At 60.6% G+C, this 21,345-nt stretch carries 24 protein-coding genes; 11 read left to right on the top strand and 13 right to left on the bottom strand.

Going from position 1 to position 21,345, the window contains the following annotated elements:
* The first annotated feature begins 11 nt into the window (after nucleotides 1-11).
* On the top strand, nucleotides 12-1,199 hold the full coding sequence (locus ACZ0AZ_RS16545; protein WP_463538785.1) for an MFS transporter: 1,188 nt from the start codon (nucleotides 12-14) through the stop codon (nucleotides 1,197-1,199).
* On the opposite strand, the gene arfB is transcribed toward ACZ0AZ_RS16545, so the two are convergent.
* From arfB to ACZ0AZ_RS16505, 8 genes are all read right to left on the bottom strand, one after another.
* A complete protein-coding gene (gene arfB / locus ACZ0AZ_RS16540) occupies nucleotides 1,196-1,609 on the bottom strand; it encodes an alternative ribosome rescue aminoacyl-tRNA hydrolase ArfB (RefSeq protein ID WP_016771119.1) in 414 nt (137 codons plus the stop codon). The genes ACZ0AZ_RS16545 and arfB overlap by 4 nt on opposite strands.
* A gap of 224 nt (nucleotides 1,610-1,833) precedes the next feature.
* Nucleotides 1,834-3,246 (bottom strand): amino acid permease, encoded by a 1,413-nt coding sequence (locus ACZ0AZ_RS16535; protein ID WP_039761099.1) that lies wholly within the window; start codon nucleotides 3,244-3,246, stop codon nucleotides 1,834-1,836.
* A gap of 1,100 nt (nucleotides 3,247-4,346) precedes the next feature.
* The gene (gene rluB, locus ACZ0AZ_RS16530) at nucleotides 4,347-5,567 is read right to left on the bottom strand and encodes a 23S rRNA pseudouridine(2605) synthase RluB (protein ID WP_129999007.1); all 1,221 of its coding nucleotides are present in this window, start codon (nucleotides 5,565-5,567) and stop codon (nucleotides 4,347-4,349) included.
* A gap of 142 nt (nucleotides 5,568-5,709) precedes the next feature.
* A complete protein-coding gene (locus ACZ0AZ_RS16525; protein ID WP_016771121.1) occupies nucleotides 5,710-5,901 on the bottom strand; it encodes a DUF1289 domain-containing protein in 192 nt (63 codons plus the stop codon).
* A gap of 144 nt (nucleotides 5,902-6,045) precedes the next feature.
* Nucleotides 6,046-7,011: an SMC-Scp complex subunit ScpB gene (gene scpB / locus ACZ0AZ_RS16520; protein WP_463537747.1), complete on the bottom strand. Its 966-nt coding sequence runs from the start codon at nucleotides 7,009-7,011 to the stop codon at nucleotides 6,046-6,048.
* A gap of 11 nt (nucleotides 7,012-7,022) precedes the next feature.
* Nucleotides 7,023-7,721: a segregation and condensation protein A gene (locus ACZ0AZ_RS16515; RefSeq protein WP_172828192.1), complete on the bottom strand. Its 699-nt coding sequence runs from the start codon at nucleotides 7,719-7,721 to the stop codon at nucleotides 7,023-7,025.
* 123 nt (nucleotides 7,722-7,844) lie between these two features.
* Nucleotides 7,845-8,474: an L-threonylcarbamoyladenylate synthase gene (locus tag ACZ0AZ_RS16510; RefSeq protein ID WP_016771124.1), complete on the bottom strand. Its 630-nt coding sequence runs from the start codon at nucleotides 8,472-8,474 to the stop codon at nucleotides 7,845-7,847.
* A 13-nt stretch (nucleotides 8,475-8,487) separates the two neighbouring features.
* Nucleotides 8,488-9,351 carry a PHP domain-containing protein gene (locus ACZ0AZ_RS16505; RefSeq protein WP_039761090.1) on the bottom strand — a complete coding sequence of 288 codons (864 nt, stop codon included), beginning with the start codon at nucleotides 9,349-9,351 and terminating at the stop codon, nucleotides 8,488-8,490.
* Nucleotides 9,352-9,438: 87 nt separating this feature from the next.
* On the opposite strand from ACZ0AZ_RS16505, the gene ACZ0AZ_RS16500 reads away from it, so the two are divergent.
* From ACZ0AZ_RS16500 to ACZ0AZ_RS16485, 4 genes are all read left to right on the top strand, one after another.
* A complete protein-coding gene (locus ACZ0AZ_RS16500; protein WP_310407267.1) occupies nucleotides 9,439-10,035 on the top strand; it encodes a septation protein A in 597 nt (198 codons plus the stop codon).
* Between the two features lies 1 nt (nucleotide 10,036).
* Entirely contained in the window at nucleotides 10,037-10,336 is a 300-nt protein-coding gene (locus ACZ0AZ_RS16495; RefSeq protein ID WP_415763341.1) for a YciI family protein, read from the top strand.
* A gap of 327 nt (nucleotides 10,337-10,663) precedes the next feature.
* Nucleotides 10,664-11,074, top strand: coding sequence for an SH3 domain-containing protein (locus ACZ0AZ_RS16490; RefSeq protein ID WP_039761083.1), 411 nt, complete (start codon nucleotides 10,664-10,666; stop codon nucleotides 11,072-11,074).
* Between the two features lie 7 nt (nucleotides 11,075-11,081).
* Nucleotides 11,082-11,759: a response regulator transcription factor gene (locus ACZ0AZ_RS16485; RefSeq protein WP_016771129.1), complete on the top strand. Its 678-nt coding sequence runs from the start codon at nucleotides 11,082-11,084 to the stop codon at nucleotides 11,757-11,759.
* 149 nt (nucleotides 11,760-11,908) lie between these two features.
* On the opposite strand, the gene ACZ0AZ_RS16480 is transcribed toward ACZ0AZ_RS16485, so the two are convergent.
* Nucleotides 11,909-12,382: a hypothetical protein gene (locus ACZ0AZ_RS16480; protein ID WP_110645043.1), complete on the bottom strand. Its 474-nt coding sequence runs from the start codon at nucleotides 12,380-12,382 to the stop codon at nucleotides 11,909-11,911.
* A gap of 265 nt (nucleotides 12,383-12,647) precedes the next feature.
* Here ACZ0AZ_RS16480 and ACZ0AZ_RS16475 point away from each other — a divergent pair, with 265 nt between their 5' ends.
* Both ACZ0AZ_RS16475 and ACZ0AZ_RS16470 read left to right on the top strand, forming a co-directional pair.
* Nucleotides 12,648-13,100 carry a Spy/CpxP family protein refolding chaperone gene (locus ACZ0AZ_RS16475; RefSeq protein WP_042607494.1) on the top strand — a complete coding sequence of 151 codons (453 nt, stop codon included), beginning with the start codon at nucleotides 12,648-12,650 and terminating at the stop codon, nucleotides 13,098-13,100.
* Between the two features lie 176 nt (nucleotides 13,101-13,276).
* Nucleotides 13,277-14,617: a sensor histidine kinase gene (locus tag ACZ0AZ_RS16470; protein WP_129999004.1), complete on the top strand. Its 1,341-nt coding sequence runs from the start codon at nucleotides 13,277-13,279 to the stop codon at nucleotides 14,615-14,617.
* A gap of 113 nt (nucleotides 14,618-14,730) precedes the next feature.
* Here the strand turns inward: ACZ0AZ_RS16470 and ACZ0AZ_RS16465 are convergent, their stop codons facing one another.
* Nucleotides 14,731-15,297 carry a nitroreductase family protein gene (locus ACZ0AZ_RS16465; protein WP_122752062.1) on the bottom strand — a complete coding sequence of 189 codons (567 nt, stop codon included), beginning with the start codon at nucleotides 15,295-15,297 and terminating at the stop codon, nucleotides 14,731-14,733.
* 121 nt (nucleotides 15,298-15,418) lie between these two features.
* Here ACZ0AZ_RS16465 and ACZ0AZ_RS16460 point away from each other — a divergent pair, with 121 nt between their 5' ends.
* Nucleotides 15,419-16,873, top strand: coding sequence for a TrkH family potassium uptake protein (locus tag ACZ0AZ_RS16460; RefSeq protein WP_024012066.1), 1,455 nt, complete (start codon nucleotides 15,419-15,421; stop codon nucleotides 16,871-16,873).
* Here ACZ0AZ_RS16460 and ACZ0AZ_RS16455 read toward each other — a convergent pair.
* On the bottom strand, nucleotides 16,830-17,891 hold the full coding sequence (locus ACZ0AZ_RS16455; RefSeq protein WP_205884335.1) for an AraC family transcriptional regulator: 1,062 nt from the start codon (nucleotides 17,889-17,891) through the stop codon (nucleotides 16,830-16,832). The genes ACZ0AZ_RS16460 and ACZ0AZ_RS16455 overlap by 44 nt on opposite strands.
* Before the next feature lie 165 nt (nucleotides 17,892-18,056).
* Between ACZ0AZ_RS16455 and ACZ0AZ_RS16450 the strand changes: the two genes are divergently transcribed.
* Together ACZ0AZ_RS16450 and ACZ0AZ_RS16445 are read left to right on the top strand one after the other, a co-directional pair.
* Nucleotides 18,057-18,368 carry an Mpo1-like protein gene (locus tag ACZ0AZ_RS16450; protein ID WP_039761067.1) on the top strand — a complete coding sequence of 104 codons (312 nt, stop codon included), beginning with the start codon at nucleotides 18,057-18,059 and terminating at the stop codon, nucleotides 18,366-18,368.
* 14 nt (nucleotides 18,369-18,382) lie between these two features.
* On the top strand, nucleotides 18,383-18,973 hold the full coding sequence (locus ACZ0AZ_RS16445; RefSeq protein WP_039761064.1) for an HD domain-containing protein: 591 nt from the start codon (nucleotides 18,383-18,385) through the stop codon (nucleotides 18,971-18,973).
* Nucleotides 18,974-19,083: 110 nt separating this feature from the next.
* On the opposite strand, the gene ACZ0AZ_RS16440 is transcribed toward ACZ0AZ_RS16445, so the two are convergent.
* Nucleotides 19,084-19,899 carry a UDP-2,3-diacylglucosamine diphosphatase gene (locus tag ACZ0AZ_RS16440; RefSeq protein ID WP_129999001.1) on the bottom strand — a complete coding sequence of 272 codons (816 nt, stop codon included), beginning with the start codon at nucleotides 19,897-19,899 and terminating at the stop codon, nucleotides 19,084-19,086.
* 233 nt (nucleotides 19,900-20,132) lie between these two features.
* On the opposite strand from ACZ0AZ_RS16440, the gene ACZ0AZ_RS16435 reads away from it, so the two are divergent.
* Entirely contained in the window at nucleotides 20,133-21,026 is an 894-nt protein-coding gene (locus ACZ0AZ_RS16435) for a DMT family transporter (RefSeq protein WP_129999000.1), read from the top strand.
* On the opposite strand, the gene ACZ0AZ_RS16430 is transcribed toward ACZ0AZ_RS16435, so the two are convergent.
* Entirely contained in the window at nucleotides 21,020-21,307 is a 288-nt protein-coding gene (locus ACZ0AZ_RS16430; RefSeq protein ID WP_016771139.1) for an Rdx family protein, read from the bottom strand. The genes ACZ0AZ_RS16435 and ACZ0AZ_RS16430 overlap by 7 nt on opposite strands.
* Nucleotides 21,308-21,345: the final 38 nt, after the last annotated feature.

The following is a 21,345-nucleotide window of genomic DNA, read 5'->3' as shown; positions in this document are numbered from 1 at the left end:
CCATGTCGTCTATATCCGAGCCCCAGCGTCCGCTGGCGGTTACGCTGCAAGTAGTTTCCATCGTCCTCTTCACCTTCATCGGTTACCTGAACATCGGCATCCCGCTCGCCGTGTTGCCGGGCTACGTCCACAGCGACCTCGGTTTCGGCGCAGTGATCGCCGGGCTGGTGATCAGCGTGCAATACCTCGCCACCCTGCTCAGCCGCCCGGACGCCGGCAAGATCATCGACAACCAGGGCAGCAAACGCGCGGTGATGATCGGCCTCGCTGGTTGCGGTTTGAGTGGTGTGTTCATGCTGATCTCGGCGTGGACACCGAACCTGCCGCTGCTGAGCCTGATCAGCCTGTTGATCGGCCGCCTGGTGCTGGGCAGCGCGGAAAGCCTGGTCGGTTCCGGCTCGATTGGCTGGGGCATCGGTCGCGTCGGCGCGGCAAATACGGCGAAAGTGATTTCCTGGAACGGCATCGCCAGTTACGGCGCCCTGGCGATCGGCGCGCCGTTCGGTGTCTGGCTGGTGAGCCGGCTGGGTTTGTGGAGCATGGGCGTGAGCATCATCCTCCTCGCTTTGCTCGGTCTGGCGCTGGCATGGCCGAAAACTGCGGCACCGATTGTTGCCGGTGAACGCCTGCCGTTCATGCACGTGCTCGGCAAAGTCTTCCCGCATGGTTGCGGGCTCGCGCTGGGTTCGATCGGTTTTGGCACCATCGCCACTTTCATTACCCTGTATTACGCGACTCAGCACTGGGACAACGCCGTGCTGTGCCTGAGCCTGTTCGGCGCCAGCTTCATCGGCGCGCGGCTGCTGTTCGGCAACCTGATCAACCGCCTCGGCGGCTTCCGCGTGGCGATTGCCTGCCTGTCGGTGGAAACCTTGGGTTTGTTGTTGCTGTGGATCGCTCCGGATGCGCATTGGGCGCTGGCCGGTGCAGCGCTGAGCGGCTTCGGTTTCTCGCTGGTGTTCCCGGCGCTGGGCGTGGAGGCAGTGAATCTGGTCCCGGCCTCCAGCCGTGGCGCGGCGGTCGGTGCCTATTCTTTGTTCATTGATTTGTCGCTGGGTATCACCGGACCGCTGGCCGGGGCGATTGCGGCGGGGTTCGGCTTTGCGTCGATCTTTCTGTTCGCGGCCTTCGCTGCGTTGAGTGGACTCGGTCTGAGTGTCTATCTGTACAAGCACACGGCGAGATACCGCGAGGCTTAAAAGTCCACCTTGCCGCGCCCGGCCTTGATGCTACCGCGCTTGGTTTTCGACTCCAGCCGACGCTTCTTCGAGCCGAGGGTCGGTTTGGTGGGGCGGCGTTTCTTTTCGACTTTGGTGGCGCTGAGAATCAGCTCGACCAGCCGCTCCAGCGCATCGGCGCGATTGGCTTCCTGGGTGCGATATTGCTGCGCCTTGATGATCAGCACGCCGTCGCTGGTGATACGACTGTCACGCAGCGCCAGCAGGCGTTCCTTGTAGAACTCCGGCAGCGACGAGTTGGGAATGTCGAAGCGCAAGTGCATGGCGCTGGAGACCTTGTTGACGTTCTGCCCACCGGCGCCTTGCGCGCGGATGGCGGTCAATTCGATCTCGGCATCCGGCAGATGCACATTGTTGGAAATCACCAGCATGGAAAAGCGTCCGTAATCAGAGGGTGCAGGATAACCTGATTCACTCAACCTCTGTGGGAGCGAGCCTGCTCGCGAAGGCGGTGTGTCAGTCGATGCAGATGTTTCTGATGGACCGCTTTCGCGAGCAGGCTCGCTCCCACAGGGTTCGGTGTGATGCCAGATTTTTCCATTTCAAAACAACAAACCCGGCACTCTGGCCGGGTTTGTCGTGTCTGCTTGCGCGGTTATTTCGCCGTTGCAGCCACCACCGGCTGCACACTGCGCTTGTTCTTGATCAGGTAGCAGACCCACATGAACACCACCCACACCGGAATCGCATACACCGAGATCTGGATCCCCGGGATCAGCAGCATCACGCCGAGGATGAACACCACGAACGCCAGGCAGACGAAGTTGCCGTACGGATACCACAGCGCCTTGAACAGCGGCGTCTGCTTGGTCTGGTTCATGTGCTGGCGGAACTTGAAGTGCGAGTAGCTGATCATCGCCCAGTTGATCACCAGCGTCGCAACCACCAGCGACATCAGCAGTTCCAGCGCGTGTTGCGGGATCAGATAGTTGAGCAACACGGCAACCAGCGTCACTGCCGCCGACGCCAGAATCGAACGCACCGGCACGCCGCGCTTGTCGATCTTCGCCAGGCCTTTCGGTGCATCGCCCTGCTCGGCCATGCCCAGCAGCATGCGGCTATTGCAGTAGGTGCCACTGTTGTACACCGACAGCGCAGCGGTCAGCACGACGAAGTTGAGGATGTGCGCGGCGGTATTGCTGCCGAGCATCGAGAACACCTGCACGAACGGACTGCCGCTGTAGGAATCGCCCGACGCATTGAGAGTTTCCAGCAGGCTATCCCAAGGAGTCAGCGACAGCAGGATCACCAGTGCGCCAATGTAGAAAATCAGGATGCGGTAGATCACCTGATTGATCGCTTTCGGGATCACGGTTTTCGGCTTGTCGGCTTCAGCGGCGGTGAAACCGAGCATTTCCAGACCGCCGAAGGAGAACATGATGATCGCCATGGCCATCACCAGACCGCTCACCCCGTTGGGAAAGAAACCGCCGTGGGACCACAGGTTGCTCACCGACGCCTGCGGGCCGCCGTGGCCGCTGACCAGCAGGTAGCTGCCCAGCGCGATCATGCCAACGATGGCCACAACCTTAATGATCGCAAACCAGAATTCGGCTTCACCGAAGACTTTGACGTTGGCCAGGTTGATCGCGTTGATCAGCACGAAGAATGCAGCAGCGGAGACCCAGGTCGGGATGTCCGGCGCCCAGTAATGGATGTACTTGCCAACCGCCGTCAGCTCGGACATGCCCACCAGAATGTACAGAATCCAGCAGTTCCAGCCCGAGAGGAAACCGGCGAAACCGCCCCAGTATTTGTGGGCAAAGTGGCTGAAGGAACCGGCCACCGGCTCTTCGACGATCATTTCGCCGAGCTGGCGCATGATCATGAAGGCGATGAAGCCGCAGATGGCGTAGCCGAGGATCATCGACGGGCCGGCGGATTTCAGTACCCCGGCAGAACCGAGGAACAATCCGGTACCGATCGCGCCACCGAGGGCGATCAGTTGAATATGGCGATTTTTCAGGCCGCGTTTAAGCTCGCCTGATTGCGAGGGTTGTCCACTCATGAAAAAGGTCTCACGCAAGGTTTGATGATGTTCAGTAGACGTTGCTGCAAGGTTGCGATTTCAGGCAGCCCCGATCAAACCCCAGCGCAGGCACCAGGAGTTCAGCTCATTTACAACGGTCATGCGTCACCTGTTTGTTTTTATCTGTGACGAAATCGAACCCGGCACGCTTGTGGCGCGGCGGAGTGAACAAGGCGGATAGCCTCGAGATTTTTGCGATTACGCAGAGGGTCACAGTTAAAACGCGGCGCATTGTACACCGCTAACCCCCTGCTGCCAGACCCGCCTGATCAGCGTGTCGGTTGCCGGGATTGCGTGTGTCCGCCTCGACAGTCTCGAGCGGCTGCAAAATGTGAGTCAGGCCTTTGCAGGCCATCGGCGGGGACGAGGAGAAAACCGTCCCACGGGGAGAAGTGGAAATCAGTCGCGGCGTTCATTGCGCCTCCTTCTTGTTATTCGCCTGCACGACAGGCATGGGGCGCATCACACCCTGACTGGAGGCTGGAAACAAGCGCGCCAGAGCCTTGCGTGGCGCACGCTCCGTCGGGTTACGGAAGCTTTTCCTTACAACGGAGGGCGAGACCGGAAATCACCGCGTTGGCGGGCCAATATCGTCAGGTTATCTTTACAAGGCGTAACGAATATTTTCCGAATCAGAAATTTCCGTAGGACGCCTACAAATTGACGGTCGCTAGCTTGCTAAACATTTCGCAGGCCTGTTTTTTGTTTTCAAGTAAGAAAACCCACCCTGAAAAACAGAACAAGAAGTCTATTAAAAAACCCTCAACCAGGTTTTTCACGTCTCACCGCCCCCCAAGGGCAGCCATCACCTGGACCTGATCTTTTCCGGCGGGGTGTTGGCGCTGGATGACAAGCCGGTTTGCGACGGACGATTCATGTTCTAAGCGACTGGCCCCTTCGCGAGCAGGCTCGCTCCCACATTGGATCTGCGGCGTACAAATCCTCTGTGGGAGCGAGCCTGCTCGCGAAAGCGCCTTGTCAGACGCTACATGAGTTTCGCCAGACGAAAAAAAACGCCAACCCTACGGTTGGCGTTTCCGCTTCAACTTGCAGCTTGCCGCTAGAAACTCACAGCTGCCTCACTCAGGCTTCTTGCGACCGAAACCCGGGCGCTGACCGGAACCGGCCGGTGCGCCGCGGCGTTTGCCCGAGGGCTTGTCGCCGTCGACCAGTTTGATCCCTGGACGCTTCGGCGCCGGTTTGGCCGGGCGCTTGTTGGTGTTGTCGGCTGGACGATCCGCTACTGGCGTACCGCGACCGGCAGGCGCGCCGCGTTCGCCACGCTCGGTACGACCATTGGCCGGACGCGGTGCACGCTCGCCATCACGGGCAACCGGTTTGCGGCCAGGACGCTCGCCTTCAATCTGCGGCTCGCGGCCCGGGCGTGGCCCGGTCGGTGCGCCAGCGGCTGGACGCAGGGTGCGTACGCGCTCGGTCTTGGCCATCGGCCGCGACGATTTACGCTGCATGCGTTCGAGCTTGTCCTTGCTCTTGGCGTTCAGCTGCGGCATTGCCACCGGGGTCAGGCCGACTTCGGCGCTGAGCACGTCGACTTCGTACTGGCTCATTTCGCGCCAGCGGCCCATCGGCAGATCGGAGTTGAGGAACACCGGACCGAAACGCACACGCTTCAGACGGCTGACCACCAGACCCTGCGATTCCCACAGACGACGCACTTCACGGTTGCGCCCTTCCATGACCACGCAGTGGTACCAGTGGTTGAAGCCTTCACCGCCCGGCGCCTGTTGAATATCGGTAAAACGCGCCGGACCGTCTTCCAGCACCACGCCGGCCTTCAGGCGTTCGATCATCTCGTCATCGACTTCACCGCGTACACGCACGGCGTACTCGCGGTCCATCTCGTAGGACGGGTGCATCAAACGGTTGGCCAGTTCACCGTCAGTGGTGAACATCAGCAGACCGGTGGTGTTGATGTCGAGACGGCCGATGTTGATCCAGCGGCCTTCTTTCGGACGCGGCAGCTTGTCGAACACGGTTGGACGGCCTTCCGGGTCGTCACGGGTGCAGATCTCGCCGTCGGGCTTGTTGTACATGATCACGCGGCGCACCGATTCGGCGGCCTCTTCGCGTTTGATCACCTTGCCATCGATGGTAATGGCGTCGTGCATGTCGACGCGCAGGCCGAGGGTGGCGTCTTTGCCATTGACCTTGATCCGGCCCTGGCTGATCCAGGCTTCGACGTCACGGCGCGAGCCGACGCCGATACGGGCGAGGACCTTCTGCAACTTTTCGCCTGCTGGGCCGATTTCCTGGTCGTCTTTCTGATTGATGTCACTCATCTGGGCACCTCCCGGTGTGGTCTGTTCAGGCGGCGCCTGAAGCATTGGAAACTGGTGTTCGGCCGAAGGGATCGGCGAAGGGTCGCGAATCATACGCGGATGTGCGCCATCGCGCATCAGAGACTAGCTGATCGATGGCCGGTTATTTCTTTTTCCGCCGACCGGCACCACCGAGTTTGATCAGGCGCAGCGCGGCTTCGGCCAGCACCGTGCGTTTATCGTCCTTGTCGAGTTTTTTCCAGGCTTTGATCTCGCGCTTGCTGCGACCGCAACCGAGGCAGATGTCGTCGGAAAATTTGCAGAGGCTGATGCAGGGGTCTTTGGTTGAGCTCATCGCAATCTCCAGAACGACGTTTCACCCTGTGGGAGCGAGCCTGCTCGCGAAGGCGCAGTGTCATCCAGCATTGATGTATCTGACACACCGCCTTCGCGAGCAGGCTCGCTCCCACAAGGGTCTACATTGGTTTCTCGATAGGCGTCATTCTTCGAACTCGCGCCGTTCGGCTTCGATTGCCTCAGCCAGTGCGCGGGCTTCGGCTTCTTCTTCGCTGAGTTCCGGTTCTGGCTGTTCAAGCGCGGCAACGGCGGCCAACAGTTTCTCGCGAGCCTCGGCGACACCGAGAATATCTTCTTCCGGTTCCGCGTCGAGCGCGCCTTCAAGTTCAACTTCGCCTTCAACAACCGGCTCAGTGATCTCAGGCTCAGAGACCGGCGCTTCGCCATCCACCGCATCACGCAGCAAGTCGTCGAAGTCGGTCTTGATCCCCTCCTCCATGCTGTCCAGCTCCAGCAGCAGGGAATGGAAACTGGTTTCCTCCTTCTCCTCCTCCGGCTCGGCGCTGGCGTCGGCCAGTTCCTGCAGACTCTGCGGCACCGGCACGTCGTCGAAGTCGAGCACCGGTTCGGCTTCCATCTCGCGCAGTTCGGCCAGCGGCGGCAGGTCTTCGAGGTTCTTCAGGTTGAAGTGGTCGAGAAACGCCTTGGTCGTGGCGAACATCGCCGGTTTGCCCGGCACGTCGCGATAGCCGACGACGCGAATCCACTCACGCTCGAGCAAGGTCTTGACGATGTTGCTGTTGACCGCCACGCCCCGCACATCTTCGATTTCGCCGCGGGTGATCGGCTGGCGATAGGCGATCAACGCGATGGTTTCCAGCAAGGCGCGGGAATAGCGCTGCGGGCGCTCTTCCCAGAGACGGCCGACCCACGGCGAGAACTTCTCGCGGATCTGCAAGCGATAGCCCGACGAGACTTCCTTGAGCTCAAAGGCGCGGCCCTCGCAGGACTTGCCGAGCAGGGTCAGGGCTTTCTTGAAGACCGCCGGCTCCGGCCGCTCGCCTTCTTCGAACAGTTCAAACAGGCGCTCAAGGGATTGCGGCTTTCCCGAGGCCAACAGAAAGGCTTCAAGCAGGGGCGCCAGCTCGCGGGGTTCAGTCAGGTTCATACAGGGACTCGTTATTCGGCTCGGGCTCGCACGTGGATCGCAGCGAACGGCTCATTCTGCACCAGCTCGACCAAGGATTCCTTGACCAGTTCAAGGATCGCCATAAAGGTCACCACCACACCGAGGCGGCCTTCTTCGGCGGTGAACAGCTCGACAAACGGCACGAAGCCGCCGCCCTTGAGCCGTTCCAGCACATCACTCATGCGCTCGCGGGTGGACAGCGCTTCACGGCTGACCTGGTGGCTTTCGAACATGTCGCCACGGCGCAGGACTTCGGCCATGCACATCAGAATCTCTTCCAGCGCGACGTCGGGCAACAGCTTGCGCGCCCGCGCTTCCGGTGCGTCGAGCTTGGGCACGATCACATCGCGACCGACCCGACTCAGACCGTCGATGCCTTCGGCAGCGGCCTTGAAGCGCTCGTATTCCTGCAAGCGGCGGATCAGTTCAGCGCGCGGGTCGTCTTCTTCGTCTTCGACGGTTTCGGCGCGCGGCAGAAGCATGCGCGATTTGATCTCGGCGAGCATCGCCGCCATCACCAGATACTCGGCGGCCAGCTCCAGACGCACCGATTGCATCAACTCGACGTAGCCCATGTACTGGCGGGTGATTTCCGCCACCGGGATGTCGAGAATATTGATGTTCTGTTTGCGGATCAGGTACAGCAGCAGGTCGAGCGGACCTTCGAAGGCTTCAAGAAAGACTTCCAGCGCATCCGGCGGGATGTACAAGTCCAGCGGCATTTCCATGACCGCTTGGCCATAGACCATCGCGAACGGCAGTTCCTGCTGGGCGCCGGCCTGGGGATCGACCACGGTTTCCACTGCGGACATTCAGGCCTCGACCATGAACGGCGTCGGATCGCCGCAACCGACGCGGACCACTTCCGGGTCGTCGCCGGTCAGGTCAATCACCGTCGAGGCCTTGATACCGCCAAAGCCGCCGTCGATGATCAGATCGACCTGATGCTCAAGCAACTGGCGCATTTCGTAGGGATCGCTGAGTGGGTCTTCGTCGCCGGGCATGATCAGCGTCACGCTCATCAGCGGCTCGCCGAGTTCGGCCAGCAGGGCCAAAGCGATCGGATGGCTGGGCACGCGCAGGCCGATGGTGCGCTTCTTCGGATGCAGCAACAGGCGCGGCACTTCGCGGGTGGCATTGAGAATAAAGGTGTACGGCCCTGGCAGGTGCGCCTTGAGAATGCGGAAGGTGCCGGTGTCGATCTTGGCGTAATTGCCCAGCTGCGACAGGTCGCTGCAGATCAGCGCGAAGTTGTGTTTTTCATCGAGCTGACGCAGACGTCGCACGCGCTCGATGGCGGTCTTGTCGCCGATCTGGCAACCGATGGCGTAGGACGAGTCCGTGGGATAAATCACCACCCCGCCCTTGCGGATGATCTCGACCGCCTGTTTGATCAGGCGCGCTTGCGGGTTTTCCGGATGTATCTGGAAAAATTGACTCACGTTCTCTACCTGTTCAGACGGCGGCAATATCTGTGTCATGTTTGAACCGACACCACAGGGGTGGAAGGTCCTCGGGAACCGGCCGGTACTGGCCGATCTCGGACCAGCCGCCAGGGCCATGGAAGTCACTGCCGGCGCTGACCAGCAGACCGAACTCACGGGCAAGGATCGCCAGGCTGCCCACCTGCTCTGCGGGCTGATGGCCATTGACCACCTCGATAGCATGCCCGCCTGCTTGAATATAGTCGGCAATCAGCTTTCGGCGCTTGCTACGGGTGAAATCGTAGTGCCAGGGATGCGCCAGGCTGACCCAGGCACCGGCGGCGCGCAGGGTGCCGACGGTGTCTTCCAGGGTCGGCCAGTGCAGCTTGACGTCGCCGAGCTTGCCGGCGCCGAGCCATTTGCGAAACGCCTCGGCGCGATCCTTTACATAACCTTCACGCACCATCCAGTCGGCGAAATGCGGCCGGGCCGGCGCGTTGCCGCTGTCACCCAGCTCCTGCTGGATCTGCCGGGCGCCGTCGAGGGCACCGGGCATGCCCTTGAGGGCGAGCTTGCGGCTTATTTCTTCCGACCGCAGCCAGCGGCCATCGTGCAATTTGGCGATTGCTTCGACCAACGGCGCGGCGTTGACGTCGAAACCGTAGCCCAGCACATGAATGGTCGCCCCGCCCCAGGTGCAGGACAATTCGACGCCGTTGACCAGTTGCATGCCCAACTCGGTGGCGGCAGTACGCGCCTCGGCGAGCCCCTCAAGGGTGTCGTGGTCGGTCAACGCCAGGACTCGCACGCCATTTTCGAACGCACGCGCAACCAGAACCGCGGGCGCCAGTGCGCCGTCGGAGGCCGTGCTGTGGCAGTGCAAATCAACATTCACGGGGAGTTGTAACCTCAAATCAGCTGGCGCTATCGCGCGCCCATATGTTTGTTATTATGCCGCCACATCCAGCTTCTGGCTCTCACTGTGAAACAATTCATCGATTTCATCCCGCTTCTGCTGTTCTTCATCGTTTACAAACTTGATCCACGGGTCGTCGACATTGCTGGCCAGCAAGTGACCGTAGGCGGTATCTACAGCGCCACGGCGATGCTGATCATCAGCTCCCTGGTGGTGTACGGCGCGCTGTTCATCAAGCAGCGCAAGCTGGAAAAGAGCCAGTGGCTGACGCTGATTGCCTGCCTGGTATTCGGCAGCCTGACGCTGGCCTTCCACAGCGAAACCTTCCTGAAATGGAAGGCGCCGGTGGTCAACTGGCTGTTCGCTGCGGCCTTCATCGGCAGCCACTTCATCGGTGACCGCCTGCTGATCAAACGCATCATGGGCCACGCGCTGACCCTGCCGGACCCGGTCTGGACGCGCCTGAACATCGCCTGGATCGCGTTCTTCCTGTTCTGCGGCGCCGCCAACCTGTTCGTTGCCTTCACCTTCCAGAGCATCTGGGTTGATTTCAAGGTATTCGGCAGCCTGGGCATGACCGTGCTGTTCCTGGTTGTACAGGGCATCTACCTGTCGCGCCACCTGCATGACACCGATACCACAACGCCAAAAACCGAGGACTGACATGCTCTACGCCATCATTGCCACCGACGTTGCCAACTCGCTCGAAGCCCGCCTGTCCGTGCGTCCGGCACATCTGGAACGCCTGCAAGCGCTCAAGGGCGAAGGCCGCATCGTGCTGGCCGGCCCGCACCCGGCCGTCGACAGCAATGATCCGGGCGCAGCGGGTTTCACCGGCAGCCTGATCGTCGCCGAGTTCGACTCCCTCAGCGCCGCACAGGCCTGGGCCGATGCCGATCCGTACATCGCCGCTGGCGTTTACGCCAATGTGATCGTCAAGCCGTTCAAGCAAGTCCTGCCGTAATCCCGCTATTGAAATGCCGACGGGTTTTATGTGGCGAGGGGATTCATCCCCGCTGGGTGGCGAAGCCGCCCCAATACCCATCCAACGCGGTGTGTCTGACACACCGCATGCTCCCATTTCAGGACTGCTACGCAGCCCAACGGGGCGGTGCGACGTTTCGCTAAATCCCCTCGCCACAGAATATTCATCAGCCACGAATTATTTGTCAGCCACTAACATCACGTCCTGCGCACTGAACCTTCTCGCTTCTCACCCATCTCAATCGCTCATTATTCTCGTTTGCCTGCCGACAACCTGCCCAATATCCATTTGGAAACAGGTGTCGCGATGCGCAAGGGTCCGTTGTGTCTGATGTTGCTCACGTTGTCGATCATGGCGCCCGCCCATGGTGAGGAAACCACCGAAGGCGGCAGCTCCACGCCATTGTCATTGAGCGCCGGCAGCCAGATCACCGAGCTGCAACAGCGGCTCAAGGCCAGTGAACAGCAGCGCGAAGAACTGAACAAACAACTGCAGAATGCCGACAACACCCGCGAAAGCGCCCAGCTCGCCCGGCTGCGCCAGGAGAACCAGCGTCTGAAGCTGCAACTCAAGGAAGCCCAGGCCAGCCCGTTGCCGCGTTTGCTGACCGATCAACAGCAGTGGTTCGTCACTGGCGCCGGGGTAGCGCTATTGGCGCTGCTCTGCGGTATCTTTGCCAGTGGTGCAAGCCGAAAACGTCGGCAATGGCTAAATTGAGTGAGTCATGAGCGAGCTGTTACTGATTGATGATGACCAGGAGTTGTGCGAACTCCTGAGTAGCTGGTTGAGCCAGGAAGGCTTCCAGGTACGCGCCTGCCACGACGGCCAGAGCGCGCGCAAGGCGTTGGCCGAAACCGCCCCGGCGGCGGTAGTGCTGGACGTGATGCTGCCCGACGGCAGCGGTCTGGAACTGCTCAAGCAACTGCGCAACGACCACGCCGACCTGCCGGTGCTGATGCTGTCAGCGCGTGGCGAACCGCTGGACCGCATCCTCGGCCTCGAACTGGGCGCCGACGATTACCTGGCCAAACCCTGCGACCCCCGCGAACTGACCGCGCGCCTGCGCGCCGTGTTGCGGCGCAGCCATCCCGCCGCCGTATCGACGCAACTTGAGCTGGGTGATCTAAGTTTCAGCCCGGTGCGCGGCGTGGTCAGCATCGACGAAAAAGAACTGACCCTGACCGTCTCTGAAAGCCGCCTGCTCGAAGCCCTGCTCAAGCAACCCGGCGAGCCGCTGGACAAACAAGAACTGGCGCAACTGGCCCTCGGCCGCAAGCTGACCCTGTACGACCGCAGCCTCGACATGCACGTCAGCAACCTGCGCAAAAAAATCGGCCCCCACCCCGACGGCCGCCCACGCATCGTCGCGCTGCGTAGCCGTGGTTACTACTACAGCTTATAAGACCTGCGCCGTGTAGGAGTGAGCCTACTCGCGATGGCGGTGTGTCAGTCAACACACTCTTGTGCCATCGCGAGCAGCCTCACTCCAGAGGGGATCTGATCTTTTCCACGCTCTGTATGGGAATGCAGCCATCGGTGGCTTTGCAGTGGTTAATCGGGCATCGAACGAATAATGTCGGCCAAATCGTCCTTGGTTATCTCGTTGGCCTTAATGGCAGCGGCAATGTCTTTTTTGGAAAGTGGGAAACGCTTGAATATTTCTTGCAAAGTATTCGCATCAACATTTGCCAGCCAGAGCGGATCAATGAAAGAACCGCCGTACTCAGGCTTCATCGGTACTTCTTCGTGGGCAATCGTACCCTTATGATTGAGATACACCACATAACGATCATGCCCTTCAGGAAAGCTTTTATCGTGATATAGCGTAGTACCCTGCGGCAGCACGTAGTAATTTTCGTCGCCGATTGGGCCCTCGATCAGCAACGGTTCTTTAGTTTTGATCATCTTCATATCGTGCCCCTGCGAACCATGATCAAAAATCAGGAAAGCCAAAAAAATCGCATTGACCGATAAAGCTGCCATCAGCCATGGGCCGAGTTGCCTGGTAAACGTTTTATTAGTCATAGGGAAGCTCGGTATTCGCTTTGTTAAGGCACGCAGCCGTTGTTCTTTCGCTGAGCGACAATGTCGTTTAAAGGAGTGATCACAGCCTCGGCCCGTGCATTATCCAAAAGATCGCAGCCTTCAGCATCACCTGCACTGAATATGTGTAAGGCCGGGCACGAAGCGTCTTTACCGAAGCTTTACGCTGCGCTGACCGCCGCTGACCTTGATCTGCGTAATCTGAACTCATCCGGAACGTACCGGGAACGAGACAAGGAGATACACCATGCGCAAGACTCTTATCGCTCTGATGTTCGCTGCCGCTCTGCCAACCGTGGCCATGGCCATGCCGCAGGATGGCGGTCCGCTGGGTGGTCCACTGGATGGCCCGCGCCACGGTGGTCAGATGCACGGCGGCATGCACGGCAAAGGCCCGTACAGCCAGCTCGACCTGACCCGCGAACAGCGCGAGCAGATTCGCAAGATCATGGGCGAGCAGATGCACGAGCGTAAGCAGGTGGTCGACAAGTACCTGGAAAAACTCTCGCCGGCCGACCAGAAAGCCATGAAGGACGAGATCGCGGCCAACCACAAGAAAGCCGAGTCCGATGTCCGTGCACTGCTTAAGCCCGAGCAACAGAAGCAGTTCGACGAGATCCAGAAGAAACGCGCCGAACGCCGCGCCGAATGGGCCGAGTTCAAGGCCTGGAAAGCGCAGCAGGCGCAAAAGGCGCAATAATGGCTTGACCCTGGGCCCGACGACTCACATCGTCGGGCCTGTTCCATTCAAATCGAATGTGGGAGCAAGCCTGCTCGCGAAGGCGGTGTATCAGCCAGGGATGGATTGACTGACACTACGCCTTCGCGAGCAGGCTCGCTCCCACATTTGAACGGTGTGATCTTCGAGGAATTTCTGTGCGTTCACTGTTCTGGCGGATTCTTGCGAGCTTCTGGCTGGCCATCGCTCTGGTAGCAGGGCTGTCGATCCTGCTCGGGCACATGCTCAATCAGGACGCATGGATTCTCAGCCGCCATCCCGGCCTCAACACACTGGCCGCAGAATGGACGCAGACTTACGAAACCCAAGGCGAGGAAGCCGCCCAGGACATCCTCGAACAACGCAAACGCCAGTATCACATCGACGTTCAGGTGCTTAACGAAACCGGCGATCCGGTGGTGCGTGGCACCTTCCCGCGCCGCGCCGCAGCATTCGAAGCGCGGCAGAACAACGATGACCGCCGGCTACCATGGCGGCGTCTGACCGACGAGATCACCAGTGAAAAAACCGGTGACACCTACCTGTTCATCTACCGCATCCCACACCCGGAACTCGACGCCTGGCACCGCGAAAGCCTGCTCTGGCCGCTGAGTGCGCTGGGTATTGCGCTGGTGGTGCTGACCCTGTTCAGTTTGCTCGTGACCTTTTCCATCACTCGCCCACTGAGTCGCTTGCGCGGCGCGGTGCATGATCTGGGGCAGACCACTTATCAGCAGAACAGCCTGGCGAAACTGGCCAACCGCCGTGACGAATTCGGCGTGCTCGCCACCGATTTCAACCGCATGGGCGCGCGCCTGCAAAGCCTGATCGGCAGTCAGCGGCAGTTGCTGCGGGATGTCTCCCATGAATTGCGTTCGCCCCTGGCGCGCCTGCGCATCGCGTTGGCCTTGGCTGAGCGCGCCAACCCGCAAGAGCGCGAAAAACTGTGGCCACGGCTGACCCGCGAATGCGACCGGCTGGAGGCCTTGATCAGTGAGATTCTGGTGCTGGCGCGAGTCGATGCCGACAACGCCAGCGCTGAAGAAGTGGACCTGAATGCGTTGCTCGCCGCGCTGCAAAAGGATGCGCAGCTCAGCTCCCCCGAGCAGACCGTACGTCTGCAAGCCGAGCCGCAGCTGAATCTCAAAGGCTGGCCGACGATGATCGAACGCGCGGTAGATAATCTGCTGCGCAACGCCCAACGCTTCAACCCGAGCGATCAGCCGATCGAATTGCAGGCTGCGCGGCAGGGTGAGCGAATTGTCATCAGCGTGCGCGACCATGGGCCGGGAGTGCAGACCGAACATCTGAGTCAGTTGGGCGAGCCGTTCTACCGGGCGCCGGGGCAGACCGCTGCCGGGCATGGCCTGGGGCTGGCGATTGCCAAACGCGCGGCGGAACGGCATGGCGGCACGCTAACGCTGGCCAATCATCCGCAGGGCGGCTTTGTGGCGAGTCTGGAATTGCCGCTGATACCGGGAGTCGTGGTCCAGCCCTGAAGCAAAAACTGTGGGAGCGAGCCTGCTCGCGAAAGCGGTGTGTCAGTCAACCAATATGACCACTGACACTGCGTCTTCGCGAGCAGACCCGCTCCCACAGTTTGAAATCGGGGTCAGGCTTTACCGGGCCAGGCGCTGACGAACTCAGCCAGATCAACCTTCTCCGCCACGCGCGGCTCTTTCTGCGGCGTGCCGAGATAGAGGAACGCGATCACCTCCTCGCCTTCCACCAGCCCCAGGCCTTCGGCCACATGCTTCGAGTACGCCAGATCCCCGGTGCGCCACACCGCGCCAATCCCCTGCGCATACGCCGCCAGCAGAATCCCGTGAGCCGCGCACCCCGCCGTGAGCAACTGCTCGGCCTTCGGGTATTTCACGTGTTCCTGCAATTTCGCGATGACCACAACCACCAGCGGCGCGCGCAGTGGGCCGTTGCGGGCCTTGTCGATCATCGCTTCGGTGACTTCGCCGCTCTGCTGGCGGGCCGCCTCGGCCAGCAACTCGCCCATTTGCTCACGCGCTGCGCCTTCGACGGTCAAAAAGCGGTACGGCTGCAAGTGTCCGTGATCCGGGGCACGCAAGGCCGCGCCGAACAGGGCTTCGCGCTGCTCGGCAGTGGGGGCCGGTTCGACCAGGCGGGGAACGGAAACACGGTTGAGCAACGCGTCGAGAGCCTGCATCGGCCACCTCCTTTGAAAAATGTGCGGCTATTCTAGCTTCATCTGCGCAGCGCCTGCCGGTTTACATGCCTTGCCCCACAGGTAGAATGGCGCCCTTCTCCCACCAGCCCGAGCGGATTTCATGGCGTTGCCGACCTTACGGATCATTGGTTTTATCATCGGCATCTTCCTGATAACCCTGGCTGTGGCCATGGTCGTGCCGATGGCCACGCTGGTGATTTTCGAGCGCACCAGCGACCTGCCGTCGTTCCTCTGGGCGAGCATGATCACCTTCGTCGCCGGCCTCGCTCTGGTGATACCCGGCAGACCGGAACACATTCACCTGCGCCCGCGCGACATGTATCTGCTGACAGTCAGCAGCTGGCTGGTGGTGTGCATTTTCGCCGCGCTGCCGTTTCTGCTGACCCAGCACATCAGCTACACCGACTCGTTCTTCGAAAGCATGTCCGGCATCACCGCCACCGGCTCCACCGTGCTCAACGGCCTGGACAACATGTCGCCGGGGATTCTGATGTGGCGGTCGCTGCTGCACTGGATCGGCGGCATCGGCTTCATCGGCATGGCGGTGGCGATTCTGCCGCTGCTGCGCATCGGTGGCATGCGCCTGTTCCAGACCGAATCCTCGGACCGCTCGGAGAAGGTCATGCCGCGTTCGCACATGGTGGCGCGGTTGATTGTGGCGGCCTACGTCGGCATCACCATTCTCGGCAGTCTGGCGTTCTGGTGGGCCGGAATGAGCCCGTTCGATGCGATCAACCACGCGATGTCGGCGATTTCCACCGGTGGTTTCTCGACCTCCGACCAGTCGCTGGCCAAGTGGACGCAACCGGCGGTGCACTGGGTGGCGATCGTCATCATGATCCTCGGCAGCCTGCCGTTCACCCTGTACGTGGCGACGCTGCGCGGCAACCGCCGTGCGTTGATCAGGGATCAACAGGTGCAGGGTTTGCTGGCAATGCTGCTGGTGACCTGGCTGGTGCTCGGCACCTGGTACTGGTGGACCACCAAGCTGCATTGGCTGGAAGCGCTGCGGCATGTGGCGCTGAACGTGACCTCGGTGGTCACCACCACCGGCTTCGCCCTCGGTGACTACAGCCTGTGGGGCAACTTCTCGCTGATGCTGTTTTTCTATCTGGGCTTTGTCGGCGGCTGCTCAGGTTCGACGGCGGGCGGGATCAAGATTTTCCGTTTCCAGGTCGCCTACATCCTGCTCAAGGCCAACCTCAATCAGCTGATCCACCCGCGCGCGGTGATCAAGCAGAAGTACAACGGTCACCGCCTCGACGAAGAAATTGTCCGTTCGATCCTGACCTTCTCGTTTTTCTTCGCCATCACCATCTGCGTGATCGCCCTGCTGCTGTCGCTGCTCGGGGTCGACTGGATGACCGCGCTGACCGGCGCCGCCAGTACCGTGTCCGGCGTCGGCCCGGGTCTGGGCGAAACCATCGGCCCGGCCGGCAACTTCGCGACGCTGCCGGATGCGGCGAAGTGGATTCTGTCGTTCGGCATGCTGCTCGGCCGATTGGAGATCATTACGGTGTTTGTGCTGTGTATTCCGGCGTTCTGGCGTCATTGACCGCGTCTGGCACTTGCGTCAGGCGCAAGCGGTATTCACCGGGCGTGGTGTCAAACCAGCGGCGGAAGGCGCGGAAGAAGTTGCTCGGGTCGGCAAAGCCCAGCAAGTAAGCGATTTCCAGCAAGGTCATGCTCGGTTGCGCCAGATATTGTTCGGCGAGTTCGCGCCGGGTGTCGTCGAGCAACTGCTGAAAACTGGTGCCTTCCTCCTGTAAGCGCCGCTGTAGAGTGCGCTGGGAGAGATGCAACGTTTGAGCCACGGTGTCGCGCTTGGGCTCGCCCTGGGGCAGCAAACGACACAACACTTGGCGTGCCCGGTGCGTCACGCGACTTTCGGAAAACCGCGCCAGATATTCCCCGGCAAAACGGTCATGCAACAGCGCCATGGCTTCGTTGGCGGTGGGCAGCGGCGCCTCCATATCGGCACGTTCGAAGATCAACGCGTCGTAAGGCGCGTTGAACACCAGCGGTGCATGGAAGGCTTCTTTATAAGGTTGCAGGTTGGCTGGTTGATCGCCCTGAACCAACACTTTGACCGGGTGCAATGGACGCCCGGTCAGCCAGCCGCACAGCGCCAGTGCGCAGGCCAGCGACGCTTCGGCACTTTGCCGGGTCGGCGGCAGATGATCGCCGTGCACAGTCAGGATCAACGCGTAACCTTCATCGAGCCGGCGAAAACTCAGGTCAGCGCTTTCGGCGATGATGCGCTGATAGCGCACCAGGCGCTGGAAGCCTTCAGCCAGGGTATTGCTCGACATCAGCGCGTAACCGGCGACGTGAAACGAGGCCGGGCGCACCACTTTGCCCATGTTCAGGCCGATCGCCGGGTTGCCGGAAACCTCCACCGCGCGCTGCCAGAGCCGGGTCATGGAGTCCTGCGGGAAACGCGCATCCGGATCTTCGAGCGCGCTGAAATCCAGCCCCAGTTGCTTGAACAGAACCCGGCAATCCAGGCCGTCCATCTCCAGTGCTTTGACAATCCCCATCGCCCAGCTTGCAGAAGTCGTTCGTTCGCTCATGGTTGTTATTCTTTTACATGACGGGCTGCAGATAACCGCCCTATTTGCGAAGGATACTAAAGTGGCGCCGATTGTCACTGGCCCACGCCAATGATCACTCTAGACTCAAATAAGCTACCCGACGCACAACTTGTCGCCAGAACAATCACCACAGAGAACGCGGTCGTGGAAAACATCAAGCAGTTCAACAGCTTCGCCGAGTTCTACCCTTATTACCTCGCCGAGCACAGCAACAGTACCTGCCGTCGTCTGCATTTCATCGGCACTTCTCTGGTCATCTTCATTCTCGCCCTGAGCATCGCCAAGGGCGCCTGGCTGCTGTTGCTGGCCTTGCCGCTGGCCGGTTACAGCTTTGCCTGGATCGGCCATTTCTTTTTCGAGAAAAACCGCCCGGCGACGTTTCAGCATCCGCTGTACAGCCTGTTCGGCGATTTCGTCATGTACCGCGACATGATTCTCGGTCGCGTGGCGTTCTGAATGAGGATCTGCCAATGAATGCCCATGCTCGCTTCACCCATATGAAGGACGGCACCGAGGAAGACTGGGCGATTATCGCCGCCGATTTCAATGCCTATGCCAGACAGCTGCCATCGCGGCTCCTCGCGCATTTGAAGCTGCTTGAAGGCGACTTCGGGGGTTTCCCGGTGGATCGCCTGACCCACTCGTTGCAAACCGCGACCCGCGCCTTTCGCGACGGGCGTGACGAGGAATACGTGGTCTGCGCGCTGTTGCATGACATTGGTGACACCCTCGGCTCCTACAACCATCCGGACATCGCCGCGGCGATTCTCAAGCCGTTCGTGAGTGCGGAAAATCTGTGGATGGTGGAGAAGCACGGCATCTTTCAGGGCTATTACTTCTTTCATCACCTGGGCATGGACCGGCATTTGCGCGAGCAATTCAAGGATCATCCGCAGTTCCAGGCGACTGCCGAGTTCTGCGCCAAATACGACGCGGCAGCGTTTGATCCGGCGTACGACACGCTGCCGCTGAGTTTCTTCGAGCCAATGATGGAAAGGCTGTTTGCGCAGCCGAAGAACTCGATTTACAAGGCTGCGATGCAAGAACACAGCCCGGCCTGAAAACACATGTGGGAGCGAGCCTGCTCGCGAAAGCGCTGTATCAGGCACATAAGTTTTGTCTGACACTACGCCTTCGCGAGCAGGCTCGCTCCCACAGGGTTCTCTTTCGCTCAGGCGATTTCGGCAATTTTGGCAGCCCTGAGCTCCGCCTCCCGCGCCTGGGCATCCGCCAATCGATACAACTCGATCGTGCCGTCCCAATGCTCGATCAACGCGGTGCACGATTCGACCCAGTCGCCGCAATTGAGGTAATCCACCTCGCCGACCTTGCGAATCTCGGCATGGTGAATGTGCCCGCAGACCACACCATGCAATTCGCGCTTCACACATTCGTGGGCGATGGCTTCTTCAAAGTCGCTGATGAAACTGACGGCGGTCTTGACCTTGTGTTTCAGGTACGCCGACAGCGACCAGTAACCGTAGCCATAACGGGCGCGCCAGTGATTGAGCCAGCGGTTGAGGGTCAGGGTGAATTCATAGGCCGAGTCGCCAAGAAACGCCAGCCAGCGGTGATAGCGGGTGATCACATCGAACTGATCGCCGTGGATCACCAGCAAATGCCGGCCGTCCGCCGTGACGTGTACCGCCTCGTCGACCAACTGGATATTGCCCAGAATCAGCTTCGAATAGCGCCGCAGGAATTCATCATGATTGCCGGTGACGTAAATCACCTCGGTGCCGCGCTTGCTCATGGTCAGCAGGCGGCGGATGACGTTGGTGTGCGCTTGCGGCCAGTACATGCCGCTGCGCAGTTTCCAGCCATCGATGATGTCACCGACCAGATAGACCTTGTCGGCGTGATAGCCCTTGAGAAATTGCGACAAGTGCTCGGCCTGGCAATCCCGCGTGCCCAGATGCACATCGGAAATCCACAGGGTTCGCACCCGTTGTTTGCGACTGGGTCTGGCGAGCTCGGCGCTGGTCATGGGCAACCCTCTGCGATGTTTTCGCCAGCTTGCGCCCACCCGGTTAATCGACCGTGACAAGCGTGAGTCAGTCGTGTGACAGCGCAAATCGTTCACCAATTGAGGAGCCGGATGACAGACGCGGCGGCGACAGCGCTTTAGACTGGCGCGCAATTGGTTCTGCCCCGATGATCGTTCCCACACTCCTGCGTGGGAACGATCAACAATCGAATCGTGTCTGGATAAGGATTGCAATGACTCCGCGTACCGCCCTCGGCGCCCTGCATATCGGCGCTTTGATGTTCGGCCTGACCGGTGTGTTCGGCAAACTTGCTGCCGCATCACCGGCGGTCATCGTTTTCGGCCGCGCGGCCTTCGCCGTGCTTGCCCTGGCCTTCTTTGCGCGATTCGCCAGTCAGAGCGGCTGGCAAAAGCTGCAGGCAGTGGACTGGCGGCGTCTGGCGCTGAGCGGCGTGTTGCTGGCCGGCCACTGGGTGAGTTTTTTCGTATCGGTGAAGATCGCCGGGGTGGCCATCGCCACGTTGGGCTTTGCCAGTTTCCCGGCGTTCACGGTGATTCTCGAAGGACTGATCTTCCGCGAACGCATCCGCGCCAATGAAATCGTCCTGGTGGTATTGGTCAGCATCGGTCTGGTGCTGGTGACCCCGGCGTTCGATCTGGCCAGCGGCGCGACCGTCGGCTTGCTTTGGGCAGTGTTGTCCGGCCTGCTGTTTTCCTTGCTGTCGCTGACCAACCGCGCCAGTTCCGGACGCATCCCGGCGGTGCAGGCGGCTTTGTGCCAGAACGTCGTCGTGGCGTTGTGTCTGTTGCCGGTGGCGGCGCCGCAGTTGAGTCAGGTGCGAGCGCTGGACTGGTTGTGGATCGCCCTGCTCGGGGTGTTCTGCACGGGCGTGGCGCACAGCCTGTTCGTCGCCAGTCTGGCGGTGATCAAGGCGCGCACGGCGGCGGTGGTGTTCGCCATGGAGCCGGTTTACGGCATCACCCTCGCCTGGCTGCTGTTCAGCGAAACCCCGACCCTGCGCATGCTCATCGGTGGCGCGCTGATCATCATCGCGATCGTGGTGTCGGCGCGGATGTCAGGCGGCGGCGACAAGAAAACCGTCGCCGCCGAGGCCGCCTCTCACTGAGTGCGGTCGTTGTGACCGAGGTCGCGGTCCGGATCGATCTGATCGCGCACTCGCTGCTTCAATACCTTGGCCTCGGGGAAACCACCGTCAGCCTTGCGCTCCCAGATCTGCACGCCTGCACAGGTGATGTGAAACACCCCGCCGGTGCCCGGCACCAATGACACTTTGCCCAGGTCATCAGCGAAGGTGCTGAGCAGCTCCTGGGCCAGCCATGCGGCGCGCAGCAGCCACTGGCATTGGGTGCAGTAAGTGATGACAACTTCGGCTTTGGCGACGGTCATGATCGCTGAAACTCCTGAGACAGAGGGCGCCGCTATAA

Source organism: Pseudomonas sp. AC239 (assembly GCF_979258545.1).
This window is presented reverse-complemented; position numbering and strand designations above follow the sequence as displayed.

What these genes read in the sequence shown, in the direction of transcription:
- arfB (WP_016771119.1), bottom strand. Translation starts at nt 1,609, where the DNA reads ATGCTGGTGATTTCCAACAATGTGCATCTGCCGGATGCCGAGATCGAA.
- ACZ0AZ_RS16535 (WP_039761099.1), bottom strand. Translation starts at nt 3,246, where the DNA reads ATGAGTGGACAACCCTCGCAATCAGGCGAGCTTAAACGCGGCCTGAAA.
- rluB (WP_129999007.1), bottom strand. Translation starts at nt 5,567, where the DNA reads ATGAGTGACATCAATCAGAAAGACGACCAGGAAATCGGCCCAGCAGGC.
- ACZ0AZ_RS16525 (WP_016771121.1), bottom strand. Translation starts at nt 5,901, where the DNA reads ATGAGCTCAACCAAAGACCCCTGCATCAGCCTCTGCAAATTTTCCGAC.
- scpB (WP_463537747.1), bottom strand. Translation starts at nt 7,011, where the DNA reads ATGAACCTGACTGAACCCCGCGAGCTGGCGCCCCTGCTTGAAGCCTTT.
- ACZ0AZ_RS16495 (WP_415763341.1), top strand. Translation starts at nt 10,037, where the DNA reads ATGCTCTACGCCATCATTGCCACCGACGTTGCCAACTCGCTCGAAGCC.
- ACZ0AZ_RS16490 (WP_039761083.1), top strand. Translation starts at nt 10,664, where the DNA reads ATGCGCAAGGGTCCGTTGTGTCTGATGTTGCTCACGTTGTCGATCATG.
- ACZ0AZ_RS16485 (WP_016771129.1), top strand. Translation starts at nt 11,082, where the DNA reads ATGAGCGAGCTGTTACTGATTGATGATGACCAGGAGTTGTGCGAACTC.
- ACZ0AZ_RS16480 (WP_110645043.1), bottom strand. Translation starts at nt 12,382, where the DNA reads ATGACTAATAAAACGTTTACCAGGCAACTCGGCCCATGGCTGATGGCA.
- ACZ0AZ_RS16475 (WP_042607494.1), top strand. Translation starts at nt 12,648, where the DNA reads ATGCGCAAGACTCTTATCGCTCTGATGTTCGCTGCCGCTCTGCCAACC.
- ACZ0AZ_RS16465 (WP_122752062.1), bottom strand. Translation starts at nt 15,297, where the DNA reads ATGCAGGCTCTCGACGCGTTGCTCAACCGTGTTTCCGTTCCCCGCCTG.
- ACZ0AZ_RS16460 (WP_024012066.1), top strand. Translation starts at nt 15,419, where the DNA reads ATGGCGTTGCCGACCTTACGGATCATTGGTTTTATCATCGGCATCTTC.
- ACZ0AZ_RS16455 (WP_205884335.1), bottom strand. Translation starts at nt 17,891, where the DNA reads ATGAGCGAACGAACGACTTCTGCAAGCTGGGCGATGGGGATTGTCAAA.
- ACZ0AZ_RS16445 (WP_039761064.1), top strand. Translation starts at nt 18,383, where the DNA reads ATGAATGCCCATGCTCGCTTCACCCATATGAAGGACGGCACCGAGGAA.
- ACZ0AZ_RS16440 (WP_129999001.1), bottom strand. Translation starts at nt 19,899, where the DNA reads ATGACCAGCGCCGAGCTCGCCAGACCCAGTCGCAAACAACGGGTGCGA.
- ACZ0AZ_RS16435 (WP_129999000.1), top strand. Translation starts at nt 20,133, where the DNA reads ATGACTCCGCGTACCGCCCTCGGCGCCCTGCATATCGGCGCTTTGATG.
- ACZ0AZ_RS16430 (WP_016771139.1), bottom strand. Translation starts at nt 21,307, where the DNA reads ATGACCGTCGCCAAAGCCGAAGTTGTCATCACTTACTGCACCCAATGC.